The following is a 15,219-nucleotide window of genomic DNA, read 5'->3' as shown; positions in this document are numbered from 1 at the left end:
CGAACTCCCTTGCTCTGCCGCAGGGTTGACGGCGCGTGCGGGCGAGGCCCGGGGCGCCCGGCACCCCGGAACGGCGACGGCCGTCGTACGACGTAAGCTGGACCGGTCTGTTTCGCGGCAAGTAGGGCGATACCCCACGACCATCGGGCCTCCGGGCGACGGCTCTACGGGCAGGGGTCGGCGGCGTGTCCGAAATAGGATGGATTGACTCGGCAGTGTAGAACGGGAGACGTGACGGCCATGACGCAGAATCTCCAGCTCCACGAGGGTCTCGCCGTCCCTCCGTCGGGCAGTGACCTGTGACGGACACCCGGCAGGCGCGCATCGACGCCTCCTCGCGCGCCACCCTCGGCAAGGCCGCGGACGAGAACTTCCCCGTGGCCCCCTTCTTCCTGCCCCGGGCCTGGCGCGACGACCTGATGGCCGTCTACGGCTTCGCCCGCCTCGTCGACGACATCGGGGACGGCGACCTCGCCCCCGGCGGCGCCGACGCCCGCCACCTCGGCCTCGACCCGGCGACGGCACAGGACCGGCTCACCCTCCTCGACGCCTTCGAGGCCGACCTCCGCCGCGTCTTCGACGGCACCCCCCGCCACCCCCTCCTCCAGGGCCTCGTGCCGACCGTGCGCCGGTGCGGGCTCACCCCCGAACCGTTCCTCGGCCTGATCGCCGCCAACCGCCAGGACCAGCAGGTCGGCCGCTACGAGACGTACGACGACCTCCTCGCGTACTGCGAGCTCTCCGCCAACCCCGTCGGGCGGCTCGTCCTCGGCATCACCGGCACCGACACCCCCGAGCGGATCAGGCGCTCCGACGAGATCTGCACCGCCCTCCAGATCGTCGAGCACCTCCAGGACGTCGCCGAGGACCTCGGCAACGACCGCGTCTACCTCCCCGCCGAGGACCTCAAGCGGTTCCACGTCACCGAGAGCGACCTCGCAAGGCCCACCGCCGGCGCCTCCGTGCGCGCCCTGATCGCCTTCGAGGCCGGACGGGCCCGCGACCTGCTCCACGCGGGCGCCCCGCTCGTCGGCAGTGTCCACGGCCGGCTCCGCCTCCTCCTGGCGGGCTTCACCGCAGGGGGACTCGCGGCACTCGACGCGATCACCGACGCCGGATACGACGTGCTGACCGGCCCACCGAAGGCCACCAAGCCGAGCCTGATGCGCCAGGTGGGAGCGGTTCTGCTCCGGGCGCGGAGAGAGGGGTGAGCGCGACCGTGGAGGCACAGCCCCAGCCGTCCGCACCGGTACTGGCCGCCTACAGCTACTGCGAGGCCGTCACCGGACAGCAGGCGCGGAACTTCGCCTACGGAATCCGGCTGCTGCCGACCGAGAAGCGCCAGGCGATGTCCGCGCTCTACGCGTTCTCCCGGCGCGTCGACGACATCGGCGACGGCACTCTCGCGCCCGAGGCCAAGCAGGAACGCCTGGAGGCCACCCGCGAGCTGCTCGACCGGGTCCGCGCGGGGAAGATCGACGAGGACGACACCGACCCGGTCGCCGTCGCCCTCGCCGACTCGGCCCGCCGCTTCCCGATCCCGCTCGGCGGCCTCGACGAACTCATCGACGGCGTCCTCAAGGACGTGCACGGCGAGACCTACGAGACCTGGGACGACCTCAAGGTCTACTGCCGCTGTGTCGCGGGGGCGATCGGCCGGATCTCCCTCGGCGTCTTCGGCACTCAGCCCGGCGCCCAGGGCGCCGACCGCGCACCCGAGTACGCCGACACCCTGGGCCTCGCGCTCCAACTCACCAACATCCTCAGGGACGTACGCGAGGACGCCGGGAACGGGCGGACCTATCTGCCCGCCGACGACCTCGCCAAGTTCGGCTGCGGTGACGGCTTCGGCAGCGCGAAGCCGCCCGCCGGCGCCGACTTCGCCGGGCTCGTCCACTTCGAAGTGCGGCGCGCCCGCGCCCTGTTCGCCGAGGGCTACCGGCTGCTTCCCATGCTCGACCGGCGCAGCGGCGCCTGTGTCGCCGCCATGGCCGGCATCTACCGCCGTCTCCTCGACCGGATCGAACGCGACCCCGAGGCCGTGCTGCGCGGCCGTGTCTCGCTGCCTGGCCGCGAGAAGGCGTACGTCGCGGTGCGCGGCCTCTCCGGCCTCGACACCCGCACCGTCGCCCGGCGCGCCGTCAGGAGGCGTGCCTGATGCCTCCGTACGCCGCCCACCCCGCCCGCCGGGCAACCCCGGGTACCGCACCGGCGTCCCTGCCGTGGGCGGCCCGGGCCGGGACGACCCCCGCGACGACCCTGACCACGACGGACCGAACGGAGGCCGTGTGACCCACGAAGGAACCGGGCAGCACAGCCGGCAGCCGCAGGCCGTCGTCGTCGGCGGCGGGCTCGCCGGCATCACCACCGCCCTCCAGCTCGCCGAAGCCGGTGTCGGCGTCACCCTCCTCGACGGCAGGCCCCGGCTCGGCGGCCTCGCCTTCTCCTTCCGCCGGGGCGACCTCACCGTCGACAACGGCCAGCACGTCTACCTGCGCTGCTGCACCGCCTACCGCTGGTTCCTCGACCGGCTCGACGCCGCCCGGCTCGCCCCCCTCCAGGACCGCCTCGACGTCCCCGTCCTCGACGTCGCGCACCCCCGAGGGCCGCGGCTCGGCCGGATCCGCCGCGACAACCTCCCCGTACCGCTGCACCTGGCGCGCAGCCTCGCGACCTACCCGCACCTCTCGCTCGCGGAGCGCGCCTCCGTCGGCCGGGCCGCGCTCGCCCTGCGGAAGCTCGACCCCGCCGACCCGGCGCTCGACGGCATCGACTTCGCCACCTGGCTCGGCCGGCACGGCCAGTCCCCGCGGACCGTCGACGCCCTCTGGGACCTGGTCGGCATCCCCACCCTCAACGCCCCGGCCCCGCAGGCCTCCATGGGACTCGCCGCGATGGTCTTCAAGACCGGTCTCCTCTCCGAGCCCGGTGCCGCCGACATCGGCTGGGCCCACGTCCCGCTCGGCGAACTCCACGACACCCGGGCCGCGAAGGAGCTCGACGCCCTCGGGGTGCGCACCGCGCTCCGCACCAAGGCCGAGCGGATCTCCCGTACCGACGACGGGCGTTGGGCCGTCGACGTGCCGGGCGAGACGCTCGTCGCCGACGCCGTCGTCCTCGCCGTACCGCAGGAGGAGACCCACGGCCTGCTGCCCGAGGGCGCCCTCGACGACCCCGACCGGCTCCTCGACATCGCCACCGCGCCCATCCTCAACCTGCACGTGGTCTACGACCGCAAGGTGCTGAAGCGCCCGTTCTTCACCGCTCTCGGCTCCCCGGTGCAGTGGGTCTTCGACCGCACGGACTCCTCCGGGCTCACCGGCGCCGGCCAGTACCTCGCCGTCTCCCAGTCCGCCGCCCAGGACGAGATCGACGAACCCGTCGCCGCCCTGCGCGCGAAGTACCTCCCCGAGCTGGAGCGGTTGCTGCCCGCCGCGCGCGGCGCCGGGATCCGCGACTTCTTCGTCACCAGGGAGCGGACGGCCACGTTCGCCCCCACCCCGGGCGTCGGCCGGCTCCGCCCCGGCGCCCGCACCCAGGCACCGGGGCTCTTCCTGGCCGGGGCCTGGACCGCCACCGGCTGGCCCGCGACCATGGAGGGTGCCGTCCGCAGTGGTTTCAGCGCCGCGGGTGCCGCGCTCTCCGCCCTCGGCCGCCGCCATGACCATCCGCTGCAGGAGGCGGCATGAGTGTGAGTACCGGAACAAGAGGAGAGACCGTGCCGACTGTGCCGCCGGGTAATCCGGCCGTCGACACCGCGGACGTGTCCGCACTGCTGGAGCGGGGGCGGACCCTGTCCACCCCCGTACTGCGGGCGGCCGTCGACCGCCTCGCGCCGCCCATGGACACCGTGGCCGCCTACCACTTCGGCTGGATCGACGCGCAGGGCAACCCCACGGAGGGGGACAGCGGCAAGGCGGTCCGCCCCGCGCTCGCCCTGCTGTCGGCCGAGGCCGCGGGCGTCGCCCCCGAGGTCGGGATCCCCGGTGCCGTGGCCGTGGAGCTCGTCCACAACTTCTCGCTGCTGCACGACGACCTGATGGACGGGGACGAGCAGCGCCGCCACCGCGACACCGTGTGGAAGGTGCACGGCCCCGCGCAGGCCATCCTGGTCGGCGACGCCCTGTTCGCCCTGGCCAACGAGATCCTGCTGGAGCTCGGCACGGTGGAGGCCGGCCGGGCGACCCGCCGGCTCACCACCGCGAGCCGCAAGCTCATCGACGGCCAGGCCCAGGACATCTCCTACGAGCACCGCGAGCGGGTCACCGTCGAGGAGTGCCTGGAGATGGAGGGCAACAAGACCGGCGCCCTGCTCGCCTGCGCGGTCTCCATCGGCGCCGTCCTCGGCGGGGCCGACGACCGCACCGCCGACAAGCTGGAGGAGTACGGGTACCACCTCGGGCTCGCCTTCCAGGCCGTCGACGACCTGCTCGGCATCTGGGGCGACCCGGAGGCCACCGGCAAGCAGACCTGGAGCGATCTGCGCCAGCGCAAGAAGTCCCTGCCGGTCGTCGCCGCGCTCGCCGCCGGCGGACCCGCATCCGAGCGCCTCGGCGAACTGCTCGCCGCGGACGCCAAGTCCAACGACTTCGACACCTTCTCCGAGGAGGAGTTCGCCACCCGCGCGGCCCTCATCGAGGAGGCCGGAGGCCGCGAGTGGACCTCCCAGGAGGCCCGCCGCCAGCACACGATCGCGATCGAGGCCCTCGACGAGGTGGACATGCCCGCCCGGGTGCGGGCGCAGCTCGTCGCGCTCGCCGACTTCGTGGTCGTACGGAAGAGATGATCACCATCACCCTGATATGAGTTCGCGGTCGCCGGCCGGTGCCACCCGGCGCCGGCCGACGGCAGACCCGTAGAAGCAGAAGTAACCGACTGCGCAAAGGGGAAGCCATGACAGCGACGACCGACGGAAGCGCCGGGGCCGTGGGCCCCCGGGCAGCCGCGGCCAGCACGACGAACGAGCCCCGACCCGGTGGTGCCGCCGCGCCGGGGCTCGGCAGGACCGCCCCGCCCGACGCGGCCCGCCTCGACGAGGCCGCCGCGCGGGCGGCGGAACGGGCCGCCGGGCACCTCCTCGCCCGGCAGGACCCCGAGGGCTGGTGGAAGGGCGACCTGGAGACCAACGTCACCATGGACGCCGAGGACCTCCTCCTCCGCCAGTTCCTGGGCATCCTCGACGCCGACACCACGCACGCCGCGGCCCTCCACATCCGCCGCGAACAGCGCGAGGACGGCGCCTGGGCCACCTTCTACGGCGGGCCGGGCGACCTCTCCGCCACCGTCGAGGCCTATGTGGCCCTGCGGCTCGCCGGAGACCCGCCCGAGGCCCCGCACATGGCCCGGGCCTCCGCCTGGGCCCGCGCCGCCGGCGGCATCGCCTCCGCCCGGGTCTTCACCAGGATCTGGCTCGCCCTCTTCGGCTGGTGGCGCTGGGAGGACCTGCCCGAGCTGCCCCCGGAACTGATCTTCCTGCCCAAGTGGTTCCCGCTCAACATCTACGACTTCGGCTGCTGGGCCCGGCAGACCATCGTGCCGCTCACCGTGGTCTCCGCGAAGCGCCCGGTCCGCCCCGCGCCCTTCCCGCTCGACGAGCTGCACACCGACCCGGACCTGCCCGACCCGCCCCGGCCGCTCGCCCCGGCCACCGGCTGGGACGGGCTCTTCCAGCGCCTCGACAAGGCGCTGCACGTCTACCACCGGGTGGCACCGCGCGCCCTGCGCAGGACCGCGATGAACCAGGCCGCGCGCTGGATCATCGAGCGCCAGGAGAACGACGGCTGCTGGGGCGGCATCCAGCCGCCCGCCGTCTACTCGGTCATCGCCCTCCACCTCCTCGGCTACGACCTCCAGCACCCCGTCATGCGCGCCGGACTCGCGTCGCTCGACCGGTTCGCCGTGTGGCGCGAGGACGGCTCGCGGATGATCGAGGCCTGCCAGTCGCCCGTCTGGGACACCTGCCTCGCCACCATCGCGCTCGCCGACGCCGGGCTCGAACCCGACCACCCGGCCCTGGTGAAGGCCGTCGACTGGATGCTCGACGAGGAGATCACCCGGACCGGGGACTGGGCCGTGCGGCGGCCCGGACTGCCCCCGGGCGGCTGGGCGTTCGAGTTCCACAACGACAACTACCCCGACATCGACGACACCGCCGAGGTGCTCCTCGCCTTCCGCCGGGTCAGACACCCCGACCCCGCCCGGCTGGAGGCGGCCGTCGCCCGGGGCGCGCGGTGGACGCTCGGGATGCAGTCGAAGGGCGGCGCCTGGGGCGCCTTCGACGCCGACAACACCAGCGCCCTCCCCAACAAGCTGCCGTTCTGCGACTTCGGCGAGGTGATCGACCCGCCCTCCGCCGACGTCACCGCCCATGTGGTGGAGATGCTCGCCTTCGAGGGCCTGGCCCAGGACCCCCGTACCCGCAGGGGAATCGACTGGCTGCTCGCCGCACAGGAGCCGAACGGCGCCTGGTTCGGCCGCTGGGGCGTCAACCACGTCTACGGCACGGGCTCGGTCGTCCCCGCGCTCACCGCGGCCGGGCTGCCCGTCTCCCACCCGGCGATCCGCCGGTCCGTCCGCTGGCTCGGGTCCGTGCAGAACGAGGACGGCGGCTGGGGCGAGGACCTCCGCTCGTACCACGACGAGGAGTGGATCGGGCGCGGCGCGTCCACCGCCTCCCAGACCGCCTGGGCGCTGATCGCCCTCCTCGCGGCCGGTGAGCGGGACTCCGAACCCGTCCGCCGGGGCGTCGCCTGGCTGGCCGAGACCCAGCGCGAGGACGGCTCCTGGGACGAGCCGTACTTCACGGGCACGGGCTTCCCCTGGGACTTCTCGATCAATTACCACCTCTACCGTCAGGTCTTCCCGCTCACGGCGCTCGGACGCTACGTGTACGGGGAGCCCTCGCCCGGCAAGGCCCGCTGATGGGGCGCGAGCCGGGCCCCGGCGCCCCACCGCCGCTGCTGATCGCCTGCGCCCTCGGCATCGAGCAGCTCGCCCTGCGCAGCGGGGACCGGGCCGGCGCCCCCGGACCCGTCACGGTGCTCCGTACGGGCATGGGGCCCGACCGGGCCCGCCGGGCCGTCTCCCGTGCCCTCGACGCACCCGGATGGCAGGACGCCGCCGTCATCGCCTCCGGCTTCTGCGCCGGGCTCGCCCCGGGGATGCACCCGGGGGACCTGATCGTCGCCGACGAGACCCGCGGTCCCGACGGCACGATCTCCTGCACCGGCACCGAGCTCCTGGTGAAAGCCCTGGTCAGGGCCGTGCCCGGGCGGGCCGTCCACACCGGGCCGCTGACCGGCTCCGACCATGTGGTGCGCGGCCCCGAGCGGTCCGCGCTGCGCGCCACCGGCGCCATCGCCGTCGACATGGAGTCCGCCGCGACGCTGGGGACGGCGCGTGGCGGTCCGGGCCCGGACGCCCGCCCGGTTGCGGCCGTCCGGGTGGTCGTGGACGCTCCAGAACATGAACTGGTCCGGATCGGCACGGTACGCGGGGGAATATCGGCCTTCCGTGTTCTTCGTGCCGTCCTTCCCGCATTCTTCGAATGGCACCGTTCTTTGCTGCTCCCCAGGAGGTGAGCGAGTTATGGCCATGCCGCTCCGTCAGTCCATCCGGGTCGGGACCTATCTCTTCGAACAGAAACTCCGCAAGCGTGAGAAGTTCCCGCTGATCGTCGAGCTGGAGCCGCTGTTCGCCTGCAACCTCAAGTGCGAGGGCTGCGGCAAGATCCAGCACCCGGCAGGCGTCCTCAAGCAGCGCATGCCGGTCGCCCAGGCGGTCGGCGCCGTCCTCGAGTCCGGCGCCCCCATGGTGTCCATCGCGGGCGGCGAGCCTCTGATGCACCCCCAGATCCATGAGATCGTGCGCCAGCTGGTGGCCAAGCGGAAGTACGTCTTCCTCTGTACCAACGCGATGCTGCTGCGCAAGAAGCTGGAGAACTTCACGCCCTCGCCGTACTTCGCCTTCGCCGTGCACATCGACGGCCTGCGCGAGCGGCACGACGAATCCGTCGCCAAGGAAGGCGTGTTCGACGAGGCGGTGGCCGCCATCAAGGAGGCCAAGCGGCGCGGTTTCCGCGTCACCACCAATTCGACCTTCTTCAACACCGACACCCCGCAGACCATCATCGAGGTGCTCAACTACCTCAACGACGACCTCCAGGTCGACGAGATGATGATCTCGCCCGCGTACGCGTACGAGAAGGCTCCCGACCAGGAGCACTTCCTCGGCGTCGAGCAGACCCGCGAGCTCTTCAAGAAGGCCTTCGCCGGCGGAAACCGGCGACGCTGGCGGCTCAACCACTCGCCGCTCTTCCTGGACTTCCTGGAAGGAAAGGCGGACTTCCCGTGCACCGCCTGGGCCATTCCGAACTATTCGCTCTTCGGCTGGCAGCGACCCTGCTATCTCATGAGCGACGGATACGTCCCCACGTACCGCGAACTCATCGAGGACACCGACTGGGACAAGTACGGCCGCGGCAAGGATCCGCGCTGCGCCAACTGCATGGCGCACTGCGGCTACGAACCCACCGCCGTCCTCGCCACCATGGGTTCTCTCAAGGAATCCCTGCGAGCGGTCAGGGAGACCGTCTCCGGGAACAACGGGTGAGCGACCGCGAAAGGGTGACGGCCCATGGAGCCGGTGACCGCCCATGGAACGGGTGAGCGGCCGTGACGGGTGAGTTCGACCTGCGGGCGCTGCTGGCCGAGCGCGGCGGCGAGCGGTACGAGCTCCACGCCCGCCATCTCAACCACCAGCTGCCGCGCATGCTCCACACCATCGGCTTCGACAAGGTGTACGAGCGGGCCGAGGGCGCCCACTTCTGGGACGCCGACGGGGTCGACCACCTCGACATGCTCGCCGGCTTCGGCGTGATGGGCCTCGGACGGCACCACCCCGTCGTCCGCAAGGCCCTCCACGACGTCCTGGACGCCCAGCTCGCCGACCTCACCCGCTTCGACTGCCAGCCGCTGCCGGGGCTCCTCGCCGAGGCACTGCTCGCGCACAGCCCGCACCTCGACCGGGTCTTCTTCGGCAACAGCGGCACGGAGGCCGTGGAGACCGCCCTCAAGTTCGCCCGGTACGCCACCGGGCGGCCCAGGGTCCTCTACTGCACCCACGCCTTCCACGGGCTCACCACCGGCTCCCTCTCCGTCAACGGCGAGAACGGCTTCCGGGACGGCTTCGCCCCGCTGCTGCCCGACACGGCGATCGGGCTCGGCGACCTCGACGCCCTGGAGCGGGAACTGCGCAAGGGCGACGTGGCGGCCTTCATCGTCGAACCCATCCAGGGCAAGGGCGTCCACGAGGCCCCGCCGGGCTTCCTGCGGGCCGCTCAGGAGCTGCTGCACCGGCACGGGGCGCTGCTCATCGCCGACGAGGTGCAGACCGGCCTCGGCAGGACCGGCGACTTCTACGCGTACCAGCACGAGGACGGCGTCGAACCCGACCTGGTCTGTGTCGCCAAGGCGCTCTCCGGCGGCTACGTGCCGGTCGGCGCCACCCTCGGCAAGGACTGGATCTTCAAGAAGGTCTACTCGTCGATGGACCGGGTCCTGGTCCACTCGGCGAGCTTCGGATCGAACGCGCAGGCCATGGCGGCCGGCCTCGCCGTCCTCTCGGTCATGGAGGACGAGGGGACGGTCGCGCACGCCCGCCGGATCGGCGACCTGCTCTCCGGGCGGCTGAAGGAGCTCGTGCCCCGGTACGAGCTGCTCCATGAGATCCGCGGCCGCGGACTGATGATCGGGATCGAGTTCGGCCGGCCGTCCTCGCTGGGGCTGCGCGGACGCTGGACGATGCTCCAGGCGGCCCGGAAGGGTCTCTTCGCCCAGATGGTCGTCGTCCCGCTGCTCCAGCGGCACCAGATCCTCACCCAGGTCTCGGGGGACCATCTGGAGGTGATCAAGCTGATTCCGCCGCTGGTGGTCGACGAGGCGGACGTGGACCGGTTCGTCACCGCCTTCACCGCGGTCATGGACGACGCCCACGGTGGCGGCGGGCTGATGTGGGACTTCGGGAAGACTCTGGTGAAACAGGCCGTCGCACAGCGCTGACCGTACGGCCCGGGCTTTTGCCTCTGAGGCAAGAAACTTGCCTCAGAGGCACGATCCTGGCGGAATGGACGCATGGACCACGTCCCCGGGGAAGCCGCCCCGGACCCTGCCGCCCCGGCCCCCGGCGCCCCTGGCGCCGCCGGCCCCGACGTCCTTCCCGACGTCGCCCCGCAGCTGCGGGCCCTGCGCCGCCGCCGGGGACTCACCCTGGAGGCCGCCGCCCAGCGGGCCGGCCTCTCGCCGGCCCACCTCTCGCGTCTGGAGACCGGGAACCGGCAGCCCTCGCTCCCGATGCTGCTGGCCCTCGCCCGTATCTACGGTACGACGGTCTCCGAGCTGCTCGGCGAGACACCCCCGGAGCGCGACCCCGTCGTCCGCGCCGGGCGCTCCGAGCCCGTCGAGGCCGACGGCTGGATCTACCGCCAGGCGGGCGGCGCCGGGCGCGCCCTGCAGTGCCTGCGGGTCCACGTGCCGTACGCCACCCGGGGCGACATCGTGCGCGTCCATCCCGGCGAGGAGTGGATCCACGTCCTGGAGGGCCGGGTGCGGCTCGCGCTCGGCGAGGCCGTCCACGTCCTCGATCCCGGGGACAGCGCGCACTTCGACTCGCTGACCCCGCACCGGATCGGGGCGGCGACCCCCGGAGGGGCCGAGCTGCTCTTCGTCCACACCCTGATGCAGAGCCCCGTCGCCGAGCTGTGTCTCGGCGACGGAACTCCGCACCGACGCTGATCCCGCGTACTTCCTTCGACAGAAAAGGGCTGAGATGTCCGATAAGTCACGAGCCGTCACCGGCGAAGAGCGAGGCGAGGGCAAGTTCCCCAAGGGTCTCGTCCTGCGCCTCTTCGCCTATCTGATCGCCGGCCACCTCTTCGCCGGCTTCCTCTATCTGCTCTTCATGCTCGGCGGGCAGAGCCAGTAGGTCCTGGTCACGCCTCCGTGAGCAGCCGCTCGCGCAGCAGCTCGCGGGTCTCAGGGGACAGCTTCAGGCCCTCGGAGAGGTAGGCGTCCACCGAGCCCCAGGTCGCCTCGATCGTCTCGAAGGCGCCCCGCAGATACTCCACCCGCGCGTCGAACAGCGGGCTCAGCAGCTCCATCACCTCGGGCGACATCGCGTCCGGGGCGGTGGAGCTGCGGCGTACCTTGTAGCGGCGGTGCGGGTCGTTCGACTTCACGTAGTCGGCCTCGATCGCCTCCCGCTCGACCCCGACGGCCAGCAGCGTGATCGCGATGGACAGCCCGGCGCGGTCCTTTCCGGCCGCGCAGTGCATCAGGGCGGGCAGGCTGTCCTCGGCCAGTGCGTGCAGGATCCGGCTGTGCTCCGGGGTCCGCTCGACCACCATCTTCCGGTACGAGTCGGACATTCGGGTCGCGGCCTTGCCGTCGCCGAGGATGTCCCGCAGCTGCTCGATGTCGCCGTCTCGGACCAGCTTCCAGAACTCCTTTCCGTCGGCGGGGTCGTTGAGGGGTATGTTCACGTTCCGTACGCCCGGCAGATCGACGTCCGGGCCTTCGACCTTCCGGTCGGCGAGGTTCCGGAAGTCGAAGACGGTGTGCAGTCCGAGCGAGTCGAGGAAGGTGACGTCCTCCTCGGTGGCGTGGGCGAGGTGGCCGCTGCGGTAGAGGCGGCCGGGGCGTACGGCGCGCCCGTCCGTCGTCGGCAGGCCGCCCACGTCCCGGAAGTTGCGGACCTCGGCCAGCTCGGGCTCGTTCGCCTCGATGGGCGGGACCTGCGGCAGCTGCTGCGTCACGGATGCTCCTGATGGTCGACGTTCGGGTGCCCGACGCGAGATCGGTTCCAGGGGCAATCATCCAGGTGGGGCCGTGTCGGCGCACCCCCCTGGACGGGAATGGGTGATCTGTCCGAATTGGGGCCTTGCGTATAACGCGCCCTGTTTACAGGCGAGATGAGCCGCAGCGCGTGAGCAGGGTCATAGAGGTGACGGATCGTGGCCGACGGGCCCGGCCAATTGCCGTACGGAAAAAGGAGATCGAGGGTCCGTCATCCACGGAGGGTGACCGGGATTACCGGTGAAAACCCGTGGCCGGAATGCCGGTGGAAATCACTGGCTTGTTCGCGTCGACCCCGCTCGTCTAGCGTCACCGTCAATCCGGTCGGACCGCCGAATCCTGCCACCGTCCGGAATTCCACTCATCCCATGCGTGGCAGGAGCGGGGGACCCAGGAAGTACGCCGGTCCCGCGACGCAGGACGGCTCGGGGTGAAGCCGCGTGAGAGCGCGGCCGGACATCTCCCGTCCGAACCCGACAGCTCACCTCGTAGGCGCCGGAGAGGAATTCGCCATGCCCGCGAAGGGTAAGCACCGCCGCATCAAGTCCAACCGCCTCACCCGCGGAATCGCCGCAGCCGGTACGGGAGGCGCCGTCGTCGCCCTCCCGCTCCTCGGTGCCACCGGCGCCCACGCCGCCGAGCAGGCCGCCCCGGCCGCCGCTCCCGGCCAGGCCGTCACCGCCGCCGCCCAGGTGAAGGCCCCCGCCCTCGCCAAGGCCGCGCCCGCCGCCGCGAAGGCCGCGCCGAAGACGTACTCCGTCGTGCGGGGCGACTACCTGTCGAAGATCGCCGCCGAGCACCACCTCACCGGCGGCTGGCAGAAGCTGTACGCGGACAACCGTCAGGTCGTCGGCGAGAACCCCTCGCTCATCATGCCCGGCATGAAGCTCACCCTCGGCGCCAAGAGCACCGCCAAGGCCGCCGCGCCGAAGAGCGCCGCGCCCAAGGCCGCCCCCAAGAGCACCGGGAAGAACGGCGACACCTCGCGCGCCTCCCGGAGCAGCGAGCGCTCCGCCGCCCCGGCCGCGAGCGCCCCGGCCGCGGACACGACCGCCGCGAAGACCGCGAAGTCCGCCGGCGCCGAGACCTCCGCCTCCGGCTGGTTCGCCCCGGTCAGCGGCGGCATGTCCACCCCGTACCGCGCCGCCGGCTCCATGTGGTCCTCCGGCTACCACACCGGTGTCGACTTCATGGCCTCCACCGGCACCACGATCGTCGCGGTCGGCCCCGGCACCGTCTACTCCGCCGGCGACGGCGGCGCGTACGGCAACCAGGTCGTCATCCAGCACGCCGACGGCACCTTCTCCCAGTACGCCCACCTCTCCTCGATCTCCGTCTCCGCCGGCCAGACCGTGAGCGGCGGCGAGCAGATCGGCCTCTCCGGCGCGACCGGCAACGTCACCGGCCCGCACCTGCACTTCGAGATCCGGACCGGGCCGGACTACGGCTCCGACATCGACCCGATCGCCGCCCTGCGCCAGCACGGCGTGAACATCTGACGCACCGTCGTCACCCCGAGGCCCGGCACACGCGTGACGCGTGCCGGGCCTCCGGCGTGCTTCCCGGTCTATTCCGGCTTGGCAAACTCTTTATCGGTGGCATATGTCACCCGCCGTCAACCCCTCCTTACGGTCGCGTAGGTCACATCCGAAAGGGAAGGATGTGCTCCCGTGGCAGACGATTCGAGATCAAGAGACAAGCACGCATTCGGGTCGTACGCGGCGATCGGTGACAGCTTCACCGAGGGCGTCGGAGACCCCGGGCCCGACGGGACGTACGTCGGCTGGGCGGACCGCTTCGCGGTGCTGCTCGCCGACCAGCTGCCGGAGCACGACGCCTTCCGCTACGCCAACCTGGCCGTACGCGGGCGCCTCCTCGACCAGATCGTGGCGGAACAGGTCCCCCGGGCGAAGGAACTCGCCCCCGACCTGGTGACCTTCTGCGCCGGCGGAAACGACATCATCCGCCCCGGCACCGACCCCGACGAGGTCGCCGAGCGCTTCGAGCGAGCCGTCGCCGAACTCACCTCCGCCGTCGGCACCGTGATGGTGACAACCGGCTTCGACACACGAGGCGTCACGCTCCTCAAGCACCTGCGCGGCAAGATCGCCACGTACAACGGGCACGTCCGGGCCATCGCGGACCGCTACGGCTGCCCGGTCCTCGACCTCTGGTCCCTGAGGTCCGTGCAGGACCGACGCGCCTGGGACGACGACCGGCTGCACCTCTCGTCCGACGGCCACACCCGGGTCGCCCTGCGCGCCGCCCAGGTCCTCGGCCTGCCCGTGCCGGCCGACCCCGACCAGGCGTGGCCGCCGGTACCCCCGCGCGGCACGCTGGAGGTGCGCCGCGACGACATCCACTGGGCCAGGGAGTACCTCGTGCCCTGGATCGGCCGCCGGCTGCGCGGCGAGAGCTCCGGCGACCACGTCGAGGCGAAGCGCCCCGACCTCATGCCCCTGTAGTTCCGGGGCCCGCCGGCGGGTGCCCGCCGGCGGGGATCCGCTCCAGGACCCCGCCGGCGAACACGTCGTACAGCGGCAGCGTCTCCAGATGGACGTAGCCGATGTGGCAGTCGCAGACGGCGAGGGGACAGGCCCGGGGGCGGAGGGCGGTGCGGTACGAGCCGTCGTACAGGTTCCCCAGCTCGGTCTTCACGAAATGGCAGCGCCGTACCGTCCCCTCGCCGTCCACCGAGATCACCGACTCCCCGGTCCGGCACGGCAGCCCCGCCGAGCGGTGCGGATGACGGCTGTACGGGAAGAGCGGATCGATCCTCGTCCACTCCGCCGCCTCCGCGTCGGTGTACGTGTGCCCCTCCGCGGCGTTCACCCAGAGGTAGACGTGCGCCGGCAGCGCGGCCCGCAGCCGCCGGGCGTGCGCCGCGTGCTCGGGGAGCCCGACGACACCGACGCTGAAGCGGACGCCCCGCTCCGCCAGCTCCCCGCACTTGGCGAGGAAGCGCTCGTACGGCGTCTGGCCCGGGTGGTACGTGCACCAGAGCGCCACGGTCTCCGCGTCCGCCTCCGCCAGCCAGTCGGTCCGGCAGCTCAGATTCGTCTGGATCGCCACCCGCTCCACGTGGGGGAGCCGGGACAGCTCGACCAGCGCCCGCCGGTACCAGGAGCGGACCAGGCCCTCGCCCCACGGGGTGAAGAGGACGCGCAGCCGGTCCTCGGTCTGCCCGGCGGCCCACCCGGTGAACCGTTCGAGTGCCGCCCGGTCCGCGCGCAGCTGCTCCCGGCTGTCCCGGCGCTTGGCGAACGGGCAGTACGGGCAGTCGAAGTCGCAGGAGGAGAGCGGCCCGCGGTAGAGCAGGGTCAGGTCCATGCCCGTACCCGGGATCGGCGACGGTGTCAGGTCCACGGCC

The 15,219-nt window shown here is 72.2% G+C and carries 14 protein-coding genes and 1 riboswitch; of the genes, 12 read left to right on the top strand and 2 right to left on the bottom strand.

What is annotated here, in order from left to right; genetic code table 11:
• Nucleotides 1-299: 299 nt before the first annotated feature.
• The 10 genes from hpnC (at nucleotide 300) to ACIP84_RS06125 (ending at nucleotide 10,980) form a co-directional block, all read left to right on the top strand.
• Complete coding sequence (hpnC, locus tag ACIP84_RS06170; protein ID WP_401795074.1) at nucleotides 300-1,211, top strand: squalene synthase HpnC; 912 nt, start codon at nucleotides 300-302, stop codon at nucleotides 1,209-1,211.
• Nucleotides 1,208-2,158 (top strand): presqualene diphosphate synthase HpnD, encoded by a 951-nt coding sequence (hpnD, locus tag ACIP84_RS06165; protein WP_355959016.1) that lies wholly within the window; start codon nucleotides 1,208-1,210, stop codon nucleotides 2,156-2,158. Before hpnC ends, hpnD begins: the two co-directional genes overlap by 4 nt.
• 130 nt (nucleotides 2,159-2,288) lie before the next feature.
• The gene (hpnE, locus tag ACIP84_RS06160) at nucleotides 2,289-3,689 is read left to right on the top strand and encodes a hydroxysqualene dehydroxylase HpnE (RefSeq protein WP_401795069.1); all 1,401 of its coding nucleotides are present in this window, start codon (nucleotides 2,289-2,291) and stop codon (nucleotides 3,687-3,689) included.
• Nucleotides 3,686-4,786: a polyprenyl synthetase family protein gene (locus tag ACIP84_RS06155; protein WP_355959018.1), complete on the top strand. Its 1,101-nt coding sequence runs from the start codon at nucleotides 3,686-3,688 to the stop codon at nucleotides 4,784-4,786. Before hpnE ends, ACIP84_RS06155 begins: the two co-directional genes overlap by 4 nt.
• Before the next feature lie 107 nt (nucleotides 4,787-4,893).
• The gene (gene shc / locus ACIP84_RS06150) at nucleotides 4,894-6,921 is read left to right on the top strand and encodes a squalene--hopene cyclase (RefSeq protein ID WP_401795065.1); all 2,028 of its coding nucleotides are present in this window, start codon (nucleotides 4,894-4,896) and stop codon (nucleotides 6,919-6,921) included.
• Complete coding sequence (locus ACIP84_RS06145) at nucleotides 6,921-7,580, top strand: 1-hydroxy-2-methyl-2-butenyl 4-diphosphate reductase (protein WP_355959020.1); 660 nt, start codon at nucleotides 6,921-6,923, stop codon at nucleotides 7,578-7,580. The genes shc and ACIP84_RS06145 overlap by 1 nt, the downstream gene beginning before the upstream one ends.
• Nucleotides 7,581-7,587: 7 nt before the next feature.
• On the top strand, nucleotides 7,588-8,610 hold the full coding sequence (gene hpnH / locus ACIP84_RS06140; protein WP_355959021.1) for an adenosyl-hopene transferase HpnH: 1,023 nt from the start codon (nucleotides 7,588-7,590) through the stop codon (nucleotides 8,608-8,610).
• Between the two features lie 62 nt (nucleotides 8,611-8,672).
• The gene (locus ACIP84_RS06135) at nucleotides 8,673-10,058 is read left to right on the top strand and encodes an aspartate aminotransferase family protein (protein ID WP_355959022.1); all 1,386 of its coding nucleotides are present in this window, start codon (nucleotides 8,673-8,675) and stop codon (nucleotides 10,056-10,058) included.
• A 72-nt stretch (nucleotides 10,059-10,130) separates the two neighbouring features.
• Complete coding sequence (locus ACIP84_RS06130) at nucleotides 10,131-10,790, top strand: helix-turn-helix domain-containing protein (RefSeq protein ID WP_401795060.1); 660 nt, start codon at nucleotides 10,131-10,133, stop codon at nucleotides 10,788-10,790.
• 34 nt (nucleotides 10,791-10,824) lie between these two features.
• Nucleotides 10,825-10,980, top strand: coding sequence for a DUF6126 family protein (locus ACIP84_RS06125; RefSeq protein ID WP_401795057.1), 156 nt, complete (start codon nucleotides 10,825-10,827; stop codon nucleotides 10,978-10,980).
• 7 nt (nucleotides 10,981-10,987) lie between these two features.
• Here ACIP84_RS06125 and ACIP84_RS06120 read toward each other — a convergent pair whose 3' ends face one another.
• Nucleotides 10,988-11,809: a tyrosine-protein phosphatase gene (locus ACIP84_RS06120; protein WP_401795055.1), complete on the bottom strand. Its 822-nt coding sequence runs from the start codon at nucleotides 11,807-11,809 to the stop codon at nucleotides 10,988-10,990.
• A 360-nt stretch (nucleotides 11,810-12,169) separates the two neighbouring features.
• A riboswitch (cyclic di-AMP (ydaO/yuaA leader) is annotated at nucleotides 12,170-12,357 on the top strand.
• Between the two features lie 4 nt (nucleotides 12,358-12,361).
• On the opposite strand from ACIP84_RS06120, the gene ACIP84_RS06115 reads away from it, so the two are divergent.
• Nucleotides 12,362-13,348, top strand: coding sequence for a LysM peptidoglycan-binding domain-containing M23 family metallopeptidase (locus ACIP84_RS06115; RefSeq protein ID WP_401795052.1), 987 nt, complete (start codon nucleotides 12,362-12,364; stop codon nucleotides 13,346-13,348).
• A gap of 171 nt (nucleotides 13,349-13,519) precedes the next feature.
• The gene (locus ACIP84_RS06110) at nucleotides 13,520-14,314 is read left to right on the top strand and encodes an SGNH/GDSL hydrolase family protein (RefSeq protein WP_355959029.1); all 795 of its coding nucleotides are present in this window, start codon (nucleotides 13,520-13,522) and stop codon (nucleotides 14,312-14,314) included.
• Here ACIP84_RS06110 and ACIP84_RS06105 read toward each other — a convergent pair.
• Nucleotides 14,301-15,179, bottom strand: a complete 879-nt coding sequence (locus tag ACIP84_RS06105) for an STM4011 family radical SAM protein (protein WP_401795701.1) — start codon at nucleotides 15,177-15,179, stop codon at nucleotides 14,301-14,303. The genes ACIP84_RS06110 and ACIP84_RS06105 overlap by 14 nt on opposite strands.
• Nucleotides 15,180-15,219: the final 40 nt, after the last annotated feature.

Source organism: Streptomyces sp. NPDC088707, from assembly GCF_044752725.1.
Classification (GTDB): Bacteria; Actinomycetota; Actinomycetes; order Streptomycetales; family Streptomycetaceae; genus Streptomyces.
The sequence above is the reverse complement of the archived record's forward strand: the minus strand, read 5'-3'. Positions and strand labels throughout refer to the sequence as shown.

Excerpts from the sequence above, each read along its gene's own strand:
- ACIP84_RS06155 (WP_355959018.1), top strand. The coding sequence starts at position 3,686 with ATGAGTGTGAGTACCGGAACAAGAGGAGAGACCGTGCCGACTGTGCCG.
- shc (WP_401795065.1), top strand. The coding sequence starts at position 4,894 with ATGACAGCGACGACCGACGGAAGCGCCGGGGCCGTGGGCCCCCGGGCA.
- ACIP84_RS06145 (WP_355959020.1), top strand. The coding sequence starts at position 6,921 with ATGGGGCGCGAGCCGGGCCCCGGCGCCCCACCGCCGCTGCTGATCGCC.
- hpnH (WP_355959021.1), top strand. The coding sequence starts at position 7,588 with ATGGCCATGCCGCTCCGTCAGTCCATCCGGGTCGGGACCTATCTCTTC.
- ACIP84_RS06130 (WP_401795060.1), top strand. The coding sequence starts at position 10,131 with ATGGACCACGTCCCCGGGGAAGCCGCCCCGGACCCTGCCGCCCCGGCC.
- ACIP84_RS06125 (WP_401795057.1), top strand. The coding sequence starts at position 10,825 with ATGTCCGATAAGTCACGAGCCGTCACCGGCGAAGAGCGAGGCGAGGGC.
- ACIP84_RS06115 (WP_401795052.1), top strand. The coding sequence starts at position 12,362 with ATGCCCGCGAAGGGTAAGCACCGCCGCATCAAGTCCAACCGCCTCACC.
- ACIP84_RS06105 (WP_401795701.1), bottom strand. The coding sequence starts at position 15,179 with ATGGACCTGACCCTGCTCTACCGCGGGCCGCTCTCCTCCTGCGACTTC.